Source organism: Sphingomonas citri (assembly GCF_019429485.1).
Taxonomy (GTDB): Bacteria; Pseudomonadota; Alphaproteobacteria; order Sphingomonadales; family Sphingomonadaceae; genus Sphingomonas; species Sphingomonas citri.
Genome location: NZ_JAHXZN010000011.1, coordinates 1 through 16741, shown reverse-complemented (window position 1 = coordinate 16741; position 16741 = coordinate 1). Strand labels below are relative to the sequence as shown.

Annotated in this window: 14 protein-coding genes; 9 read left to right on the top strand and 5 right to left on the bottom strand. The window is 66.5% G+C overall.

The genetic code is table 11. The features are described from left to right. Window positions 1-25 precede the first annotated feature (25 nt). The 4 genes from KZ820_RS19285 to KZ820_RS19270 form a co-directional block, all read right to left on the bottom strand. Entirely contained in the window at window positions 26-757 is a 732-nt protein-coding gene (locus tag KZ820_RS19285) for an SDR family oxidoreductase (RefSeq protein ID WP_219750485.1), read from the bottom strand. Continuing rightward, on the bottom strand, window positions 754-1428 hold the full coding sequence (locus KZ820_RS19280; RefSeq protein WP_219750484.1) for a DedA family protein: 675 nt from the start codon (window positions 1426-1428) through the stop codon (window positions 754-756). The genes KZ820_RS19285 and KZ820_RS19280 overlap by 4 nt, the downstream gene beginning before the upstream one ends. Then, complete coding sequence (locus KZ820_RS19275) at window positions 1425-1703, bottom strand: hypothetical protein (RefSeq protein WP_219750483.1); 279 nt, start codon at window positions 1701-1703, stop codon at window positions 1425-1427. Before KZ820_RS19275 ends, KZ820_RS19280 begins: the two co-directional genes overlap by 4 nt. Before the next feature lie 108 nt (window positions 1704-1811). Continuing rightward, window positions 1812-2732 (bottom strand): MipA/OmpV family protein, encoded by a 921-nt coding sequence (locus KZ820_RS19270; protein ID WP_258048360.1) that lies wholly within the window; start codon window positions 2730-2732, stop codon window positions 1812-1814. A gap of 150 nt (window positions 2733-2882) precedes the next feature. Between KZ820_RS19270 and KZ820_RS19265 the strand changes: the two genes are divergently transcribed. The 9 genes from KZ820_RS19265 (at window position 2883) to KZ820_RS19225 (ending at window position 13731) form a co-directional block, all read left to right on the top strand. After that, window positions 2883-3890, top strand: coding sequence for an AraC family transcriptional regulator (locus tag KZ820_RS19265; protein ID WP_258048366.1), 1008 nt, complete (start codon window positions 2883-2885; stop codon window positions 3888-3890). 155 nt (window positions 3891-4045) lie between these two features. After that, window positions 4046-5020 carry an SDR family oxidoreductase gene (locus KZ820_RS19260; RefSeq protein WP_219750482.1) on the top strand — a complete coding sequence of 325 codons (975 nt, stop codon included), beginning with the start codon at window positions 4046-4048 and terminating at the stop codon, window positions 5018-5020. 71 nt (window positions 5021-5091) lie between these two features. Then, entirely contained in the window at window positions 5092-5844 is a 753-nt protein-coding gene (locus tag KZ820_RS19255; protein WP_219750481.1) for a class I SAM-dependent methyltransferase, read from the top strand. Next, window positions 5841-6149 (top strand): hypothetical protein, encoded by a 309-nt coding sequence (locus KZ820_RS19250; RefSeq protein ID WP_219750480.1) that lies wholly within the window; start codon window positions 5841-5843, stop codon window positions 6147-6149. The genes KZ820_RS19255 and KZ820_RS19250 overlap by 4 nt, the downstream gene beginning before the upstream one ends. 128 nt (window positions 6150-6277) lie before the next feature. Next, window positions 6278-6748 carry a (2Fe-2S)-binding protein gene (locus KZ820_RS19245; protein WP_219750479.1) on the top strand — a complete coding sequence of 157 codons (471 nt, stop codon included), beginning with the start codon at window positions 6278-6280 and terminating at the stop codon, window positions 6746-6748. After that, complete coding sequence (locus tag KZ820_RS19240) at window positions 6745-7425, top strand: Isoquinoline 1-oxidoreductase subunit (RefSeq protein ID WP_219750478.1); 681 nt, start codon at window positions 6745-6747, stop codon at window positions 7423-7425. The genes KZ820_RS19245 and KZ820_RS19240 overlap by 4 nt, the downstream gene beginning before the upstream one ends. A gap of 25 nt (window positions 7426-7450) precedes the next feature. After that, entirely contained in the window at window positions 7451-9661 is a 2211-nt protein-coding gene (locus tag KZ820_RS19235) for a xanthine dehydrogenase family protein molybdopterin-binding subunit (protein ID WP_308462286.1), read from the top strand. A gap of 17 nt (window positions 9662-9678) precedes the next feature. Further along, complete coding sequence (locus KZ820_RS19230; protein ID WP_219750477.1) at window positions 9679-11700, top strand: M61 family metallopeptidase; 2022 nt, start codon at window positions 9679-9681, stop codon at window positions 11698-11700. A gap of 447 nt (window positions 11701-12147) precedes the next feature. Next, window positions 12148-13731: a Na+/H+ antiporter gene (locus KZ820_RS19225; protein WP_219750476.1), complete on the top strand. Its 1584-nt coding sequence runs from the start codon at window positions 12148-12150 to the stop codon at window positions 13729-13731. A 663-nt stretch (window positions 13732-14394) separates the two neighbouring features. Here the strand turns inward: KZ820_RS19225 and paoC are convergent. Continuing rightward, a complete protein-coding gene (gene paoC, locus KZ820_RS19210; protein ID WP_219750473.1) occupies window positions 14395-16653 on the bottom strand; it encodes an aldehyde oxidoreductase molybdenum-binding subunit PaoC in 2259 nt (752 codons plus the stop codon). Between the last annotated feature and the right edge of the window lie 88 nt (window positions 16654-16741).

The window sequence follows — 16741 nt, the reverse complement described above, 5'->3', positions numbered from 1 at the left end:
GCACGGACAATCTCACCTGTGACGATCAAGCCTGAGCCGAGGGCCTGACGACCAGCTCCCCGATGTTGACCTCGGACGGCTGTTCGATCGCGTTTGCGATCGCAGCGGCGATCGCTTCGGGAGACATGGCAAAATCGCCTGCTGCGGTGATCTGCTCGCGAAGACGATCGTCGCGGATATGGTCGGCGAAATTCGTCGCGGTGTATCCGGGCAGCAGTGTCGTGACCCGCAGCTCTCCGGCAGTCTCCTGACGAAGCCCCTCGCAGATCGCCACGACCGCCGCTTTGGTGCCGGCGTACACCGCCATGTTGGGCACGATCTTCCTCGCCGCGGTGGAGGCGACGGCGATGAAATGGCCCGCCTTCTGCCGGCGAAAGATCGGCAGGGCGGCAGCGATGCCCCAGAGCACTCCCTTGACGTTGACGTCGACCATCATGTTCCAGTCGTCGACGCTCAGCGCATCCATCGGGCCGATCGGCATCGATCCGGCATTTGCAACGAAGACATCGAGGCGGCCGAAGGTGTCGACGGCATGGGCGGCCAGATCCTGATTGTCCTGGACGCTGACGACATCGGTCGCGCGGCAGGTGGCGTCGCCGCCGGCTGCCCGTATCTCCTTCACGATGGTGCGAAGCTTGCCGTCGTTCCGCGCGCCGAGAACAAGCTTGGCGCCTCTCGCGGCAAGGTAGCGCGCCGCGGCCTCGCCCATGCCGCTGCTGGCGCCGGTTATCACGATCACGGCATCTTCTATCATCATTTGAGGCTCCGGTCAGCCGATCTGAAAGACTGGCGAGAGAACGTCGCGGCGTGACGTGCGACCGACCGCACCACGTCGATTGAGCGTGTCGCCAACGGCCTCGACAGCAGGGCGGCTCCGAGGAGAAGTCCAGAGCCGAGCGTGATCAGCGTCGTATTGGAAGCTCCTGTCAGGCGCACCATCAAGAAGCCGAGCGACATGAACGTCATGTTCCAGACGGCGAGACCAGCAAGAACCGAGACGGCGAGCCTCTGGCGATCATGGACCATCGTGCCCGCGATCAAGGGCGCGAGGAGCCGCGCACCCGGGATGAGCTGGGCGGTGAAAGGAAGCGAGGTGCTGCTGCGACGAATCTTCCTGAAATACCGCCCCGCCGGATCGCGCCGATGAAGGACGCGCTGGATGCGACCGGTCCCACCGTCACGAGCGGCGACGCTCACGCCAAGGCTGTAGGTCGCGAATGCCCCGGCACTGCCGCCGATGACCGAGGCGAGCATGGCCGTCGGCAGGCACCACAAGCCATTCGCTGCGGCAACACCGATCGCCGCGAAAATCCCTTGGGACGGCAGGAGCGGAACCAGCCGCTCCAGAAGCGTCACCACGAAGATGCCAGCCAATCCGAGTGGCGCGATGATCAACAGGGCCTCGCCCAGCGGGTCGCCGCCCATCATGACGCAGAGCGCACGGACAAAGCCGGAAACATCGACACGAGATCGTTCCGGCTCCATCCTGCTCTGGCGGCATCCGTGATGAGATCGGCGCGGATGGTGTCGACTCCCCTTGAAAGTGCTGCGCTGATCGCCCGGATGACCTCGAGCCGCGGATCGGCGAGCGGGCCATGCCGCCTCCTGCCGAAGAGCAAGGCGAGCAGGAGAGGGCGCTGCCCGGCGCGCAGAACGACGGCAGGTTCACCCGGCATCCGGCCGATTGCGATGGCGGCTGCCACCAGCGATCTCAGGTGGTAGCCCGCTCCCGCGGCGAAGGCGACCTTTGAACGCTCGACCGGTAGAGCGAGCGGTGCAGGGACGACGGGTGGTCGGCGCATGATCTCACCTCAGAAGCGATAGGAGAGCGTGACCCCACCGAGCGGTTGCCACCGGCCGCCCTGATCGGTGACCGGGCTGTCGGCGACGTCGCCGATGAGGTAGGTGGCACCAGCCCGCGCGATCACGCCGAGATGGCGATTGAAGTAATGGCCGGCGCTGAGACCTGCCCCCACGTCGCGCATGCCCGCGCCCGGCCGGTAGGGCGTGAGGCCGCTTCTGACCGCGTCGGCCGCCGAGATGCCGAAATAGGTGCGCGAGTAATCCGCGTTCGCCCAGGTCGTCTGGACATCCACGGTGACGAAGGTGTCCGGCTTGCGGACGGCAGCGTAGCTGGCGCTGGCGGTCGCGAGCAGCCCGTTATGGGTCCGCGAGACGTCGTGGACGGCGGTAATATCGAGCTGGAGCGATCCCTGGCCAAACCGATCGCCGCCGAAGCGATAGCCGATGAAGGCGCCCGCCTCGATCGCGGTGTCGATCTCGGGAAGGAGGCCAACCGGGCCGTCGGCGTCGCTCCGTATAAGTCGTGCGCCGATCACGGGCCCGATCGCGAAGCGCGGATCAGAGGCGAGGTCCGCCCGGCCGCGTAGGCCGCGGAACTCGAAACTGATCCCCTGCCAGCGAACGTCGGCGAGCACGAAGGGGATCAGGCGCACGTCGCTGGCGCCGTCATATTCCGGCGCGACGCCTGCGCCGAGAGCAACCTGGCCATGAGGTGCATCGCTGGGCGGCGCTCCCTGGGCGACGACGATCGACGGCAGGCATGTCATGCCAATGCCGACGAACGGAAGAATGAAGCGCATCGGATAATCCCTTGTTCGGTTCCGTGACGCGCACCGAAGATGCACGCTGGGCGACCCAGCCAAATGCGCGTAGTGGACATGTCGCAAGATGAGCATGCAGCTGGCATCGCTCCCACCCCGAAAGGGCATGCGCCGCTTACTTCAGGATCTGGATCTTTGCTTGTATTTTATAGCCAATACCGAATTAGGTCTCTTGACCGCCTGTGTTTATCTGCCATAGCTGGGCCACCTGATCTTGATCTGACACCATCAAGCTACAGGAGCAGTTCCGTGAACCGAATGCCCGATACCGCGAAAATCTTGCCTTTTCCTGCGGACGAGCGCAGCCACGCGGCGATGAACGCCGCCCCGCCAGGACCGCACAGCAGCGGAGAAGGTCGCACGCCGCCGGCGCTTCTCGATGCTGCGCGGGAATTCCTGACATCGAGGGGCGGGGGCGAGGGGCATTTCCAGACGCCGATGACCGGCGTGCACGTCATGCGCGCCTTTCAAGAGATCCCGCCGATGCGCAGGATCTACCGGCCGTCGCTCTGCGTCGTGCTGAAGGGGGCCAAGCAGATCCTGTTCGGCGAAACGACGTTGATCTACAAAGAGATGGAATGTCTCGTCGTCAGTGTCGAGCTGCCAGCGAGCGGTCGCATGATCGGCGCAAGTTGCGAGACACCCTATCTGGGGTTGAGCATCGACTTCGACGTGGCGATGCTGAAGGAGGTCATGCAGCAGCTGGCGAACCCGCCGCGCCCCGCTCCCGCGTCAGGCCCCTGTGTGTTCGTCGGTCAGGTCGACGCCCCGCTGACCGAGTGCGTCCTGCGACTCATCAGGATGGCGATGACGCCTGACGCCGCCCACATCCTCTATCCGTCGGTCATGCGGGAGATCTGCTATTGGCTGCTGACCGGGCCCTATGGCGCCGAGATCGCCAAGCTGACGCTACCGGATTCCCATACCGATCGCGTCGCCAACGCCATCTACTACCTCCGCGATCATTTCGCCCAGACACTGCGGGTGGAGCAGCTGGCGGAGGTCGCTCGGATGAGCCTGTCATCGTTTCACCAGCACTTCCGGACGATGACATCGATGACGCCCGTGCAGTATCAGAAGCAGTTGCGTCTACTCGAAGCGCGACGGCTGATGGTCTCGGACGCTGCCAATGTGTCCGAGGCTGCCTATCAGGTCGGCTATGAAAGCGCCTCCCAGTTCAGCCGCGAGTATTCCCGCCACTTCGGTGTCGCGCCGAAGCAGGACGTGATGAACTACAAGGCATTGGTCGCCTACGGGGCGAGGTAGACTCCCAGCGGTCCTGTGGGGCGCATTTCGAATCTGCACGCGGAGGCGTCCGCAGGATCGGGCAAGTCTTTCGCGGCATCCGGCATGGAGGAGGAGCGGGATCAGCGTAACTTGTGAAGCAGGCGCCGACATCGGCTTCGTGAAAGGCAAGTTCCATGACCCGCTGGACAGTCTCCGACATCCCGCCGCAGAACGGTCGCTCCGCCGTCGTCACCGGCACCGGTGGCCTCGGCTTTGAGGATGCGCTTGCGCTGGCGCGCGCCGGCTGTGAGGTCGTCCTGGCCGGCCGCGATTCCTTGAAGGGGGCGAGCGCAGTGGACCGCATCCGGCGCGACATCCCCGGTGCCAAAATCCGATTCGAGCCGCTCGACCTCGCCGAGTTCGGGTCGATCGCCGCCTTCGCTGATCGCCTGGGCAGACAGCGGCAGAGCCTCGACATCCTGATCAACAACGCGGGCATCATGGTCCCGCCGCGGCGGCGGACCACGGCTGACGGCGTCGAGCTGCAGTTCGGCACCAATTATCTGGGACATTTTGCCCTCACCGCGCATCTGCTGCCGCTGCTGCGGGCCGGTGTACAATCTCGCGTCGTCTCCTTGTCGAGCGTCGCGGCTCCGGCTGGCGCGATCAACTTCGACGATCTCAACGCGGTGACGCGCTACAGGCCGATGCCGGTCTACAGTCAGTCGAAGCTCGCCTGTCTCATCTTCGCCTTCGAGTTGCAGCGGCGCAGCGACGCCGGTGCGTGGGGGATCACCAGCATCGCCTCGCACCCGGGGATCTCGCGGACCGATCTGCTGCACAACGGCCCGGGGCGCTGGAGTGTGCACGGCATGGCTCGCTCCTTCCTGCCGTTCCTCTTCCAGCCGGTGGCGCAAGGCGCCTTGCCGACGCTGTACGCCGCGACCTCACCGAACGCTCTGGCTGGCGGCTATTATGGACCTGATGGTCTGGGTGAATTGCGGGGTTCCCCGGCCGCGGTCAAGGTGCCACCCCAGGCATTGGACGAACGCGTCGCAGCTCGGCTGTGGGAGATGTCCGAAGTGATGGCGGACGTGCGCTTTCCTTCGACCTCGCTCGATCCGAGCCATTCCCTCTTCCAACTAGTCGCCCCGGCAGCGGCCGCCTGACCGCGCCCGCCGGCGACGACGCGCGGCCCCGCGCGCGCCGCATCGATCTCCCTTGTTTGTGGAACTCACTCATGAACCGTGCCCGGAGCTCGTTACTGTCGGCCCTGAGCCGGATATGCCCTGCCGGAACACCATCACGCCTGGAACTGCTGGCAACCGCAGGAGTCACCCGTGCCCGCGCGGATCGCCGCGCCGGCATGCCTTCCCGCCCGGAAGGCTCAGCATCCGGCGACCAACCGGCGTCCGGTTTCTGGTCCGATGCGGCGCGGTTCTTGGTCGAGTGGTCGCGCCACCCGTATGACATTGCCGCTATCGCCCCGTCGGGACGAGTGCTGGCTTCGTTGATCACCTGCGAGATCGATGGCGCCTCGGGGCCGGTGCTCGAGCTCGGCCCGGGCACTGGTGCCTTCACCCGAGCTCTCACCCGCCGGGGCGTAGCCGAGCGCGATCTGACTCTGGTCGAACGGAGCCCGTCCTTCGCCGGGCTGCTGAAGGACCGTTTTCCATCGTCGACGGTCCTCAACATCGATGCCGCCGACCTTCATCTGGGCAGGCGAGCGGCTGCGCAGCCGTTCGGTGCTGTGGTGTGCGGGCTCGGACTTCGCAACATGACGTCGCGCGAGGTCGAGGGCATTGTTCGGGCCAGCTTCACCGTCCTGCGCCCGGCGGGCTCCTTCTTCCTGTTCACCTACGGCGGCCGCTGCTCGGTGCCGAATGACGTTCTGAACCGGCTCGGCCTGGTCGCCGGGAAAGTGGGTTCGACGCTGCGCAACCTTCCGCCTGCGTCGGTCTACCGCCTGCAACGGGTGGGGATGACAGTATGAGCGACGAACCGGTCTGCGGCGCGTTCGGTTATAGCACGGCGCCGGAGGTCATAATGCGGTGCGTCGGCCATCTGATCGTCGTCGGCGCTCTGCCGTTCAGGCTCGGCCAGACCGGAGCGCCATGGTGGTGTCTGCCGATCTTCGCTGTCGTCGCGGGTGTGACGATGACGCTGGCCGAGGACCTCCGCTTCGCCCGGGCGATCTTCCTGCGTCGGGACGTGCGTGGCTACGCGCAGGTGCGTATCGCGTTCATCGCCCTCTTGGGTACGCCGCCCTTCGCCGCCGGGACGGGCTTCGTGGCGTGATCATGGGCTGCGGGCTGCACCCGGATCGGGCCAGAGGATCGGGCAAGTTTTCCGTGGGATCGGGTGTTCGCGGCGCGTGGTGCACGGCCTAGCATCGCGCCATGATCAACATCTTGACGGGCTAGGTCATGCCATATTCCCTTTCGGTCAACGGCACGACGCATCAGGTCGACGAGGACGGCCAGACCCCCTTGCTGTGGGTGCTTCGCGACACGCTGAAGCTGACCGGTACGAAATATGGCTGCGGCGTCGCGCAGTGCGGCGCGTGCACTGTGCATGTCGATGGCCAGCCGGTCCGCTCCTGCTCGTTTCCGCTCGAGGCAGCGTCGGCATCGCACATCGTCACCATCGAAGGCTGCGAGGGCGCCGAGGTCGAGGCGATCCGGAACGCCTGGGTGGCGCGGGACGTGCCGCAGTGCGGCTTCTGCCAGTCGGGGCAGATCATGAGCGCGGTGGCGCTCCTACGCGCCCTCCCCGCGCCAAGTGACGCCGACATCGACGTGGCGATGAGCGGCAACATCTGCCGCTGCGCGACCTACAACCGGGTTCGCGCCGGCATCCACGACGCCGCAGGACAGCTCAGGCATCGCGGATCATGAAAGGGCGACGTGCCAGCGGTGGGCGCCGACGTTTCGGCTGTCTCTCGATCCTGGCGTCGCTCGTCGCGCTCCTCGTGCTCGGCGTCGCCATCGCCTTCCGCCCGCACGCGCTGCCGTCATCGCAGCCGCTGGTCGCTGCGCCGGCGCGATCGCCCGGTTCGGCTCTGCGACCGGTGTCGACGTTCGCGTCGATCGCGGACCCGAGCATGCGATCGCTCGCGCTGTTCGAGGAGGCGGGACGCGTGATCGAGCACCCGCGCTGCATGAACTGTCATCCGCGAGGCGATCGGCCGACCCAGACGGCGGCGATGCGGCCCCACATGCCGTGGGTCACGCGCGGACCGGACGATGCCGGTGCGCCGACCATGCGGTGCGCGACCTGCCACCGCGCCACCAACTTCGAGGCCTCTGGCGTTCCCGGCAACCCCAAGTGGAAGCTCGCGCCGATCGAGATGGCCTGGCAGGGCAAGACGTTGGGGGAGATCTGCCGACAGCTCCTCGACCCGGCTCGATCGCACATGAACCGGGCCGAACTCCTGCACCATATGGCCGAGGACGAACTGGTTGGCTGGGCATGGCACCCCGGCGGCAACCGGGAGCCCGCTCCCGGCTCGCAGGCCGCGTTCGGCGCCCTCATCACGGCATGGTTGGAAACGGGAGCTAAATGTCCCGTCTGACCCCTTGCCGAGCAGGAGATTGCTCGTGACCGACGCCCCGGCATCCGGACACCGTTTCCCTATGACCCGCCGCAGGATGATCCTGGGGGGAACACTGGCGGGCGGGGCGCTCGTCCTCGGCTACACGGCCACCCATCCGATGCAGGCCGCAGGCGCGATCCTGTCGGGCGGTGGCCCCGCGCCCGAGGGAAGCGCCTTCGGATCCTTCATCCGGATCACTCCCGATGGCTGGGTGACGATCGTCAACAAGCAGCAGGAACTTGGCCAGGGCATTCATGCCGGCATGGCCGCGATGATCGCGGAGGAACTGGATGCCGACTGGGACCGGGTTCGGGTCGTCAGCGCCCATGCCAATTTCCGTGCTTACGGTCCGCAGATAACGGCAGGCTCGAGATCGGTGGCGACGAACTGGGATCCGATGCGCAACGCCGGCGCCGCGGCGCGTGCCATGTTCGTCGCGGCAGCGGCGATGCGCTGGAGCGTGCCCCGGCGACTGATCGACGTGCGCAACGGGGTCGTTTTTCACGACGCATCGGGACGCTCGGCGACCTTTCCGGAGCTTCTCGCGGACGCCGCGCGCCAAATCGCGCCGCAACGCCCGACGCTAAAGGAGGTCAAGGATTACCGGCTGATCGGCACGGACCGCGTACGGCGCAAGGACAGCCTGCCGAAAAGCACCGGCGCGCAGGTCTATACGCAGGATGTCCATCTGCCCGACATGCTCGTCGCGATGGTCGCCCACAGCCCGCGCTTCGGTGGCCGTCTCGCGCGATACGATGCGACGGCGGCACGCAAGGTGAAGGGTGTCGTCGACGTCTTCGCGATCGAGACGGGTGTCGCCGTGGTGGCGACAAACACCTTTGCCGCGCGTCAGGGGCGGGATGCTCTCACCCTCGCGTGGGACGACAGCGCGGCCGAGCAGCGCTCCACGGCCGACCTCGTCCGCTACTTCCACGACATCGCCGCGGGCCGCACCGACGTCGATCCAGCCGACTTTCACAGCAAGGGCGACGATCCGCAGGAGCTATTCTCCGCACAGGCGGTCGAGTTCAGCTTCGACTTTCCGTATCTCGCGCACGCACCGATGGAGAGCCTCAACTGCGTCGCTCAGGTCGATGGTTGGGACGTGAAGATCATCTCCGGCTCCCACCTCGCGACCGTCGACCAGGTGCAAGCCGCCCGCGTCGCGCTTACCATCCCCGGTCGCGTCGACATCGACGTGGTACCCGCCGGCGGTTCCTTCGGCCGGCGCGGGATCATGGGCGCCGACTATCTCGTCGAGTGCGTGCGGATCGCGAAGCGGATGCCGCGGCGGCCCATCAAGCTGATCTGGACCCGAGAGGACGAGCTATCGTCCGGCTTCTTCCGGCCGATGAGCCACCACCGTGTGCTGGTAGACGTCGGAGAGGACGGTTTCCCGGCACGCTGGCGACACCGCACCGTCTCGCAACGCCTGCTGCCGCTCGGACCCAATGCCCAGGCAGTCGAAGGCCTCGCGCAGTCGCCGTATCTCGCCGCCGCCAGGGTCATCGACGGGAAGGTCTACTCTCCTACCTTCCCAGTACCGGTCGCCTTCTGGCGTTCTGTCGGCCACTCGCACAACGCCATGGTGATGGAGCATATCGTCGACCAGCTCGCGCGTCGGCTCGACCGCGATCCGGCAGAATATCGCAGGGCCCTCTACCGCCGCGCGCACGCCAAGCGACATCTCGCCGTGCTCGACGAGCTCTGCAGCAGAGGAGGCTGGGGCGCGGCGATCGAGTACGGCTGGGCTCGGGGTCTGGCCGTCCACGAGTGTTTCGGCACCGTGGTCGGGCAGCTCGCGGAGGTTCGCGTCGATGCGGGCAGGCCGGTGGTCCGGCGGGTTGTCGCGGTCGTCGACTGCGGGATCGCGATCTCGCCAGACCAGATCGTGGCGCAGATGGAAGGCGGTATCGGCTTCGGGCTCTCCGCCGCGCTCTATGGGGCGATGACGCTGAAGAACGGGATCGTCCAGGAGACCAACTTCGACAGCTATCCCGTCATTCGCATGAATGAGATGCCCGTGGTGGAGACGTACATCCTGCCATCGACCAATCGGCCGACGGGCATGGGGGAGCCCGGTGTCCCAACAATCGCTCCAGCCATCGCCAACGCGATGTTCGCGCTCACTGGCGTGCCAACCACGAGCCTCCCGATCCTGCGAAACGGAGCGGCAGCGAGCGCTGGCTTCTCCTTCCCGCGAGCCCTGGCGTGACATCCTTGCGGGCAGACTTGAGCGCCAGCGCCTATCGACACGGCGCCTTCGTTCCCAACGTGCGGATGAATGCTCAACCGCATGCCGAGCACCGGAGCCTCCCTGTCACGAGGCGGATGTATTGGCGCCGGGGCGGATTGACCGCCACGAGCTGGGCGCGTCTCATCTCGTTGGCGTTGTTCTGGCAACCCGTTGCGGCGGAAGCCTCGGAAGGACCGGTTCAGCGCCTGCCGGCTGCAGGCGTACCGAGCCCTATCGATCGCACCTTCGCGGGCACGATCGCGCTCTCGGTCGATGCCACCGACGTCGCGCACAAGCTCTATATGGTGGAGGTCGTCATTCCGGTCCAAGCGGCGGGCGCGATGACGCTGCTTTACCCGCGCTGGGAAGCCGCCAGCCATGGCCCCAGTCTCAGCGTTGCGAAGCTAACGGGGCTAACCGTCTTTGCCGGCAAGCGCCGGCTGGCGTGGCGCCGGGATCCGGTCGATCCGCACGCCTTCCACCTCGACGTGCCCTCCACCACGGCGAGCGTGACCGCGCGCTATCAGATCGTCGCCGCGCCGGGCGATCTCACACGCGACCTGATCCTCCTACCGTGGCAGCAGCTCATCCTCTACCCCGCCGGTTGGTACGCGCGGAACATCGCCGTAGCCGCGACGATAACGCTGCCTGACGATCTGACGAACCTCGCGCCCTCGCCCCTCGCACGCGGGGCCGATGGGCGGCTCGTTCTGTCTGCGCGATCGCTGGAGACACTGCTCGACTCACCTGTCTACGCCGCGCGTTCGGCGTTGCGCGTGTCGCTCGCGACGGGAGACATGCCCGTGACGCTCACTGCACTCGTCACCGGCGCCTCGCCGCTGCTCGTCCCACCTGAGCGGACCGCCGCGCTCCGGCGCATGGTGTCGCAGACTCGGTGGGTCTTCGGCGCCGCGCCATTCGCCCGGTACGACTTCATTGCGCGTTTAGGCGATGACCTTTCCACCGGAGGCACAGAACATCGCACCGCGAGCGAGATCACGCTACCCTCAGGCTATTTCGACGACTGGTCGCACCAGCTGCTCGATCACGACATCTTCCCGCACGAGTTCGTGCACGCTTGGAACGGCCTGTATCGTACGCCGGCCGATCTGTGGGCGCCGACGCCTAACGTCCCGCAGTCCGGCAGCCTGCTTTGGGTATATGAGGGACAGACCGAGTTCTGGGGACGCGTGCTCGCCGCGCGTGCTGGCCTGAGGACCACGCAGGAGACGTTGGACCGGCTGGCGCTCGATGCCGCGGAGGTATCACACCGGCCTGGACGTGCTTGGCGGCCACTCGCCGACGACGTCACCTATCCCACCTTCATGCTCCGCCAGCCCGTGCCCTGGCGCGACTGGCAGCGTCGGCGAGACTATTACGACGAGGGAGTCCTGCTCTGGCTCGCGGTCGAGGCGCGGTTACGCGAGCGTAGCGGCGGCCGAAGCGGGCTCGACGATTTCGCTCGCGCCTTCTTCGCGGGAGCGACGCCAGGTGCACCGACGCGGACCTACACGTTTGAAGCACTGTGTGCCGCGTTGGAGGCGGTCGTCCCGGCCGGATGGGCCGGCTTCCTGACCAAGTGGCTCGAGGCGCATGACGATCTCGATACCTTGGTCGGCCTCAGGACTCTAGGCTGGGATCTCGCCTACGCCGATGCACCAACTGAAATGTTTCGCCAGCATGAGACGGAGCTGGGCGGAGTGGATCTCAGCTACTCGCTCGGGATGGTGGTGACGGCTGAGGGGCGCGTCGGCGCGGTGTCGTGGCAAGGAGCCGCCTTTACCGCTGGGCTTGCTCCGCAAGTCAAGATTGTGGCTGTCGGCGCTGAGCCGTTCACGACCGAGCGCCTCCTGGACGCGGTGCGCATGTCGAATACCCTGCCCATCACGCTCACGGCCGAGCAAGATGGCCGCCGCGCCGAGTATCACCTCCACTATCGGGGGCCGTTACGGTACCCGCGACTGGCACGAGCGGCGGACCATCCCGATCGTCTCACCCAATTGCTAGCTCCACAGTGACCGGCGGAGGCTGGCTCCGCCTAGATGATCTGAATGGCAGTCACCCGCGAGCTTTGGGCAGCTCTGCAAGCCAACGGCTCAGACGTTGTAAGGCGGAGCACCAAGAAGCCTCTGCCATTGGGCGCTGGCCGTCCCCCCCTCGTGCCGAGGACCCATGACCGGGCGTCCGCAGCGGAAAGGAAGCTCCCCTGAAGCTGCCGCTCGTTCAGATTGCGCCAACCAAGGGCCGAGGCCAAACGGTGGCAACGGTGCGGCTATCGAGTTTCAGCGCCGTGAACAGCTAACCAAACCTCCTAGCAAGCGTGATGCTGTCCTGAACCAAATGCCGCGCCGCTTTGTCGCTGGTCCTTGCCGGTCAGCGACGCACGCATAGATGGCCGGTACGTTCTTGTTGATCGGGCGTGCTTTTTCCGCTTTCGCCCGCTAGCGGGGAAAGGGAGAGCGAACATGCACGCGGCGGCGCAGTTCGAGCTGATCATCGCCATGTTCCTGGTGATCGTCGGGCTCCATTACATCGCGCGGCGTCTGTCGCTCCCGCCCGCGGCGGCGCTCATCGTTGGCGGCGGGGCGGTCGCCTTCATACCCGGCCTGCCCGCGGTCGCGATCGATCCCGAGCTGGTGCTCGTCCTGTTCCTGCCGCCGCTGCTGATGGACGGCGCTTGGTTCACCGCGATTGCGCCATTCCGCCGCCATATGGCCGGCATCCTGTCGCTGGCGATCGGCGCAGTGTTCTTTACCACTGGGATCGTCGCGGTGGTCACCAAGATGCTGCTGCCGGCGCTGCCTTGGGCAGCTTGCGTCGCGCTCGGCGCGATCCTGTCGCCACCCGATGCGGTTTCGGCGCGAGCCGTGCTCCAACGGGTGCGCTTGCCTCGCCGCCTTTCGACCTTGCTGCAGGGCGAGAGCCTACTCAACGATGCCGCCGGGCTGGTGCTCTTCCGCTTCGCAGTGGCCGCGGTGCTCGCCGGGACCTTCAGCCTTGGCGCGGCAACCGGCACCTTCTTCCTGCTCGTGGTCGGCGGCATCGCGGTCGGCGCAGGCATCGGAGCACTCTGGGTGCTATTGCTGCGCCGGCTCGGCGACGACACGCTGATGATCGCCGTGACGATGCTGGTGTGCTGGAGCGCCTACATAACCGGCGAACTGCTCCATGTGTCCGGGGTGATCGCCGTCGTGACCGCCGGCCTGACCTGTGGCTGGTTCCAGCATGTCGTGTTCAGCGCCAGCGTGAGGATCCGTGCGCTCGCCTTCTGGCAGGTGCTCGTCTTCCTTCTCGAGGCGGCGGTGTTTACACTGATCGGGCTCTCGCTGCGCGGGATCCTGGACCGCATAGGTGATCCCACGCGCATCATCGACACAATGGCGATGCCGGTCGCGGCCATTGTCGCAGCGGTGATCGTCGCCCGCTTTCTGTGGATCTTCGCAGCCGACGCGGTCGTGGCACTCCTGCGTCGCATGGGTTGGGCTCCGGCGCGCCCATTGGGTGGACGCGCTGCGCTCGTCATGAGCTGGGCGGGTATGCGCGGCGTGGTGACGCTGGCTGTCGCCTTGTCGTTGCCGGAGGCGATGCCGGAGCGCGACCTGATGCTGGTCACGGCGTTCTCCGTGATCCTGGTTACGGTCTTGGTCCAGGGCACCTCGCTGGGCTGGGTCATCAAGCGCGCGGGTCCGAAGGAAGACCGGACGGCGCCGCCGCCGCTCGACCTTCAGGCCGCCGAGCACGCTATGTTCCGAGCGCAACTCTCGGCGGTCGAACGCGAAGCGCATGACGCTGGCGGAGAGGTCATCCATCCTCAGCTTCTCCGTCGCTATCGCACGCGCGCCACCGCGGGCGAGGCATTCGATGGCACCGCGGAAGAGCGCAACCAGGCAATCGCGAGTCATTTCGACGTCATCATTGCAGCGGTAGAAGCGGGCCGGGCCGAGCTGGTCCGGCTGCATCGCGCGGGCCAGATCGACGACGAGACGCTCCACGATCTCGAGCACGACCTCGACCTCGAGGAATTAGGAGCCGTCGCCGCCAAGGGTTGAGGCGGCGAGCTAAAGGCCGCCATAAGGCCGGTGCATCATGAACCAAGATGACCGTGAGTGTCCGCGATCAGACGCTCCCAAGCCCCTTCCGTCTCGTGCCGACGACCCAGAACGGTGCTGTCAGTCTAACGCGAACTCGTCTCTACACGATGCACCTCGGGCTCCGTAAGCGCGGCTGATTGATCTCGCGGCGCACATGGGCGTGTCCCAACCAACCGCGGCCAAGATCGTACAGCGCCTAAAAACCTTGAGTTTGGTTGAGAACCGACCCTACCGGGCCCTCTCCCTGACCGAAGACGGGCGATCGCTCGCCGCTCGATCGCGCGAACGGCACCAAGCAGTGGCGGATTGTTGTCAGCTTTGGGGATTGATGCAGACACCGTGGCGATCGACTCGGAAGGAATGGAGCATCACGTCGGCGATCCGACTATAGCCGCGATGAAGCGCTTCACCGCTCGCGGATCAGCTGAACCGGGACCGGACTTAAGCTGACCCAATAGCGGTCATTGAGGGCAACATAGCCGCCACCCAATTCCGTTCATTCGTTGATCTCGACCCACGCTGCTGGATCGTCAATCCCGAATAGCTCGCCTTATCGCTGCCTTCGCTGATCAGCGCCCGCGTCTTGGTTTTAAAAAATATTAAGCCGTGTGTGAGGCAACGTCACGTGATCTGCGGCAAATCTCGCAAGTGCTTGTCGAGTGTGATCGGATAGTCGCGGACGCGTACTCCGGTCGCGTTGTAGACCGCATTGGCGATCGCGGGGGCGACACCGGAGATACCGAGCTCGCCAACTCCCTTCGCCTTGAGCGGCGACATGGTCGGGTCGACCTCGTCCAGAAAGATGACGTCCTGGTGCGGTATGTCGGCATGCACCGGCACCTCGTATCCGGCGAGATCGTGATTGACGAAGAAGCCGAAGCGCTTGTCGACGGCGAGCTCCTCCATCAACGCGGCACCAGCGCCGCCGACCATGCCTCCGATCACCTGGCTGCGCGCGGTCACAGGGTTGAGGATGCGCCCCGCCGCGCAGACCGCGAGCATGCGGCGGATGCGGATCTCGCCCGTGTACGCATCGACCGCGACCTCGCAGAAGTGCGCGCCGAAGGTCTGCTGCTCGAAGCGCCGTGACAGGTCGCCGTACTCGATCTTGTCCTCGGCGGTGATCGGCCCGTCCTTGGCCGCCTCAGCAAGCCGCACGCGCCGGTTACCCGCGCGCACTTCGCCGTCGACGAACTCCGCGTCGGCCGAGTTGAAGCCGAGCTTGGCCGCGACCGCCTCGCGCAGCTTCACGCACGCGGCGTAGGCGCCAGCGGTCGCGGAGGCCGCGCCACCCTGTCCGCCGCCACCGAACGCCTCGGGGTAGTTCGAGTCGGCGAGCTTCACCACCACGCGGTCGAGCGGCAGACCCATCATCTCGGCGACGGTCTGGCCGATGATGGTGTAGCTGCCGGTGCCCATGTCAGTCATGTTGCTCTCGACGGTGACGCCCCCGTCACGAGCGAGCGTGACGCGGCCGCCGGCCGGGATAATTGGCGCGCCGCGGATAGCCGAGGCCATGCCCACGCCACTCAGCCAGCGACCATCCCGCCGCGCGCCCGGCGCAGCGCTTCGCTCCTTCCACCCGAAGCGTTCGGCGCCGGTGCGCAGGCATGTGACGAACTGCCGGATGGAGAACGGGCGTCCCGGCACGTCCTGAGGGCCCTGGTTGGGGCTCGCCGACTGCGGGTCGGTAGGCGATCCGCGGCCGGGATCATCGGGCACCGTCTGCGTGTCGTTGAGGATCCGCAGCTCGACGGGATCCATCCCGAGCTTCTCGGCGAGCTCGTCCATGGCGACCTCGAGCGCCATAAGGCCCGACGCCTCGCCGGGCGCCCGCATCGCGTTGCCCTCCGGCAGATCGAGCGTCGAGAGTCGGGTCAGGTTGAGCCGGTTGGCGCCGGCGTAGAGCAGCTGCGTCTGAGCCGCGGCGATCTCAGGGCCGCCCCCCGGGAGGTTGCCCGAGAGCGTCTCGTGCCCGACCGCGACCAGTCTGCCGTCGCGACCCGCCGCCAGGCGCACGCGCTGGATCGTCGCGGGCCGATGGGTCGTGTTGTTGGGCATGAGCGGACGTGGGAGCGCGACCTTTACCGCGCGGCCGACCGCGCGGGCGCCAAGCGCGGCAAGGATCGCGTCCGAGCAGATGCTGCCCTTCCCGCCGAAGCCGCCCCCGATGTACGTGGCGACGACGCGGATCTTGTCCTGCGGGATGCTGAGCTTGTTGCCGAGGTCACGCCGCGCCCACCCCACGATCTGCTGCGCCGACCAGATCGTGAGCTGGTCTCCGTCCCACCGCGCGATCGTGGCGTGCGGCTCCGACATCATGTGGCTTTGGTCCGGCGTCGTGAACGTCGCGTCCACCTTCACCGGGGCGGAGGCGAATGCCTTTTCGAAGTCGCCGGTGTGAACGTCGGGCTGGCGACGGTGAGGCTTCGCACCCTCGCGGGTGGCAGCCAGATCAAAGGCGCCCCGCGTGCGCACATAGTCGATGCGGATCCGAGCCGCGGCCGCGCGTGCCTGCTCGAAGGTCTCCGCCACGACCAGCGCGACGGCCTGGTGGTAGTGCTCGATCTCGGGCCCGGCGAGTGGCTTGGCGACGTAGAAGCCCTGCGTCTTGATCGGCCCGGCGTTGTCGGCCGTGATGATCGCTAGGACGCCGGGCGCGGCCTTCGCCTCGCTCACGTCCATCGCGGAGATGCGCCCCCTGGCGATGGCGGATCCCACAATGTAGCCATAGGCTGCATTCGGCGCAGCCTGGTGGTTCTCGTATGAGTAGACCGCCGTCCCGGTGGTCTTGAGCGGTCCCTCGATTCTAGCGTGGGGCTTGCCGATCACCGTCTCGCGGTCGATCGGGTTGGTGCCTGCGGGGGTGTCGAACTTCATGGCCTCAACCCTTCTTCTGCGCCGGCGTGCCCGCCTGGGCGAGCACCGCGGCGAGCGCGCGCGTCGCCAGCGGCAGCTTGAACGCATT

Coding starts and splice junctions, on each gene's coding strand:
- KZ820_RS19285 (WP_219750485.1), bottom strand. CDS start 757: ATGATGATAGAAGATGCCGTGATCGTGATAACCGGCGCCAGCAGCGGC.
- KZ820_RS19280 (WP_219750484.1), bottom strand. CDS start 1,428: ATGATGGGCGGCGACCCGCTGGGCGAGGCCCTGTTGATCATCGCGCCA.
- KZ820_RS19270 (WP_258048360.1), bottom strand. CDS start 2,732: ATGCCCTTTCGGGGTGGGAGCGATGCCAGCTGCATGCTCATCTTGCGA.
- KZ820_RS19265 (WP_258048366.1), top strand. CDS start 2,883: ATGCCCGATACCGCGAAAATCTTGCCTTTTCCTGCGGACGAGCGCAGC.
- KZ820_RS19260 (WP_219750482.1), top strand. CDS start 4,046: ATGACCCGCTGGACAGTCTCCGACATCCCGCCGCAGAACGGTCGCTCC.
- KZ820_RS19255 (WP_219750481.1), top strand. CDS start 5,092: ATGAACCGTGCCCGGAGCTCGTTACTGTCGGCCCTGAGCCGGATATGC.
- KZ820_RS19250 (WP_219750480.1), top strand. CDS start 5,841: ATGAGCGACGAACCGGTCTGCGGCGCGTTCGGTTATAGCACGGCGCCG.
- KZ820_RS19245 (WP_219750479.1), top strand. CDS start 6,278: ATGCCATATTCCCTTTCGGTCAACGGCACGACGCATCAGGTCGACGAG.
- KZ820_RS19240 (WP_219750478.1), top strand. CDS start 6,745: ATGAAAGGGCGACGTGCCAGCGGTGGGCGCCGACGTTTCGGCTGTCTC.
- KZ820_RS19225 (WP_219750476.1), top strand. CDS start 12,148: ATGCACGCGGCGGCGCAGTTCGAGCTGATCATCGCCATGTTCCTGGTG.
- paoC (WP_219750473.1), bottom strand. CDS start 16,653: ATGAAGTTCGACACCCCCGCAGGCACCAACCCGATCGACCGCGAGACG.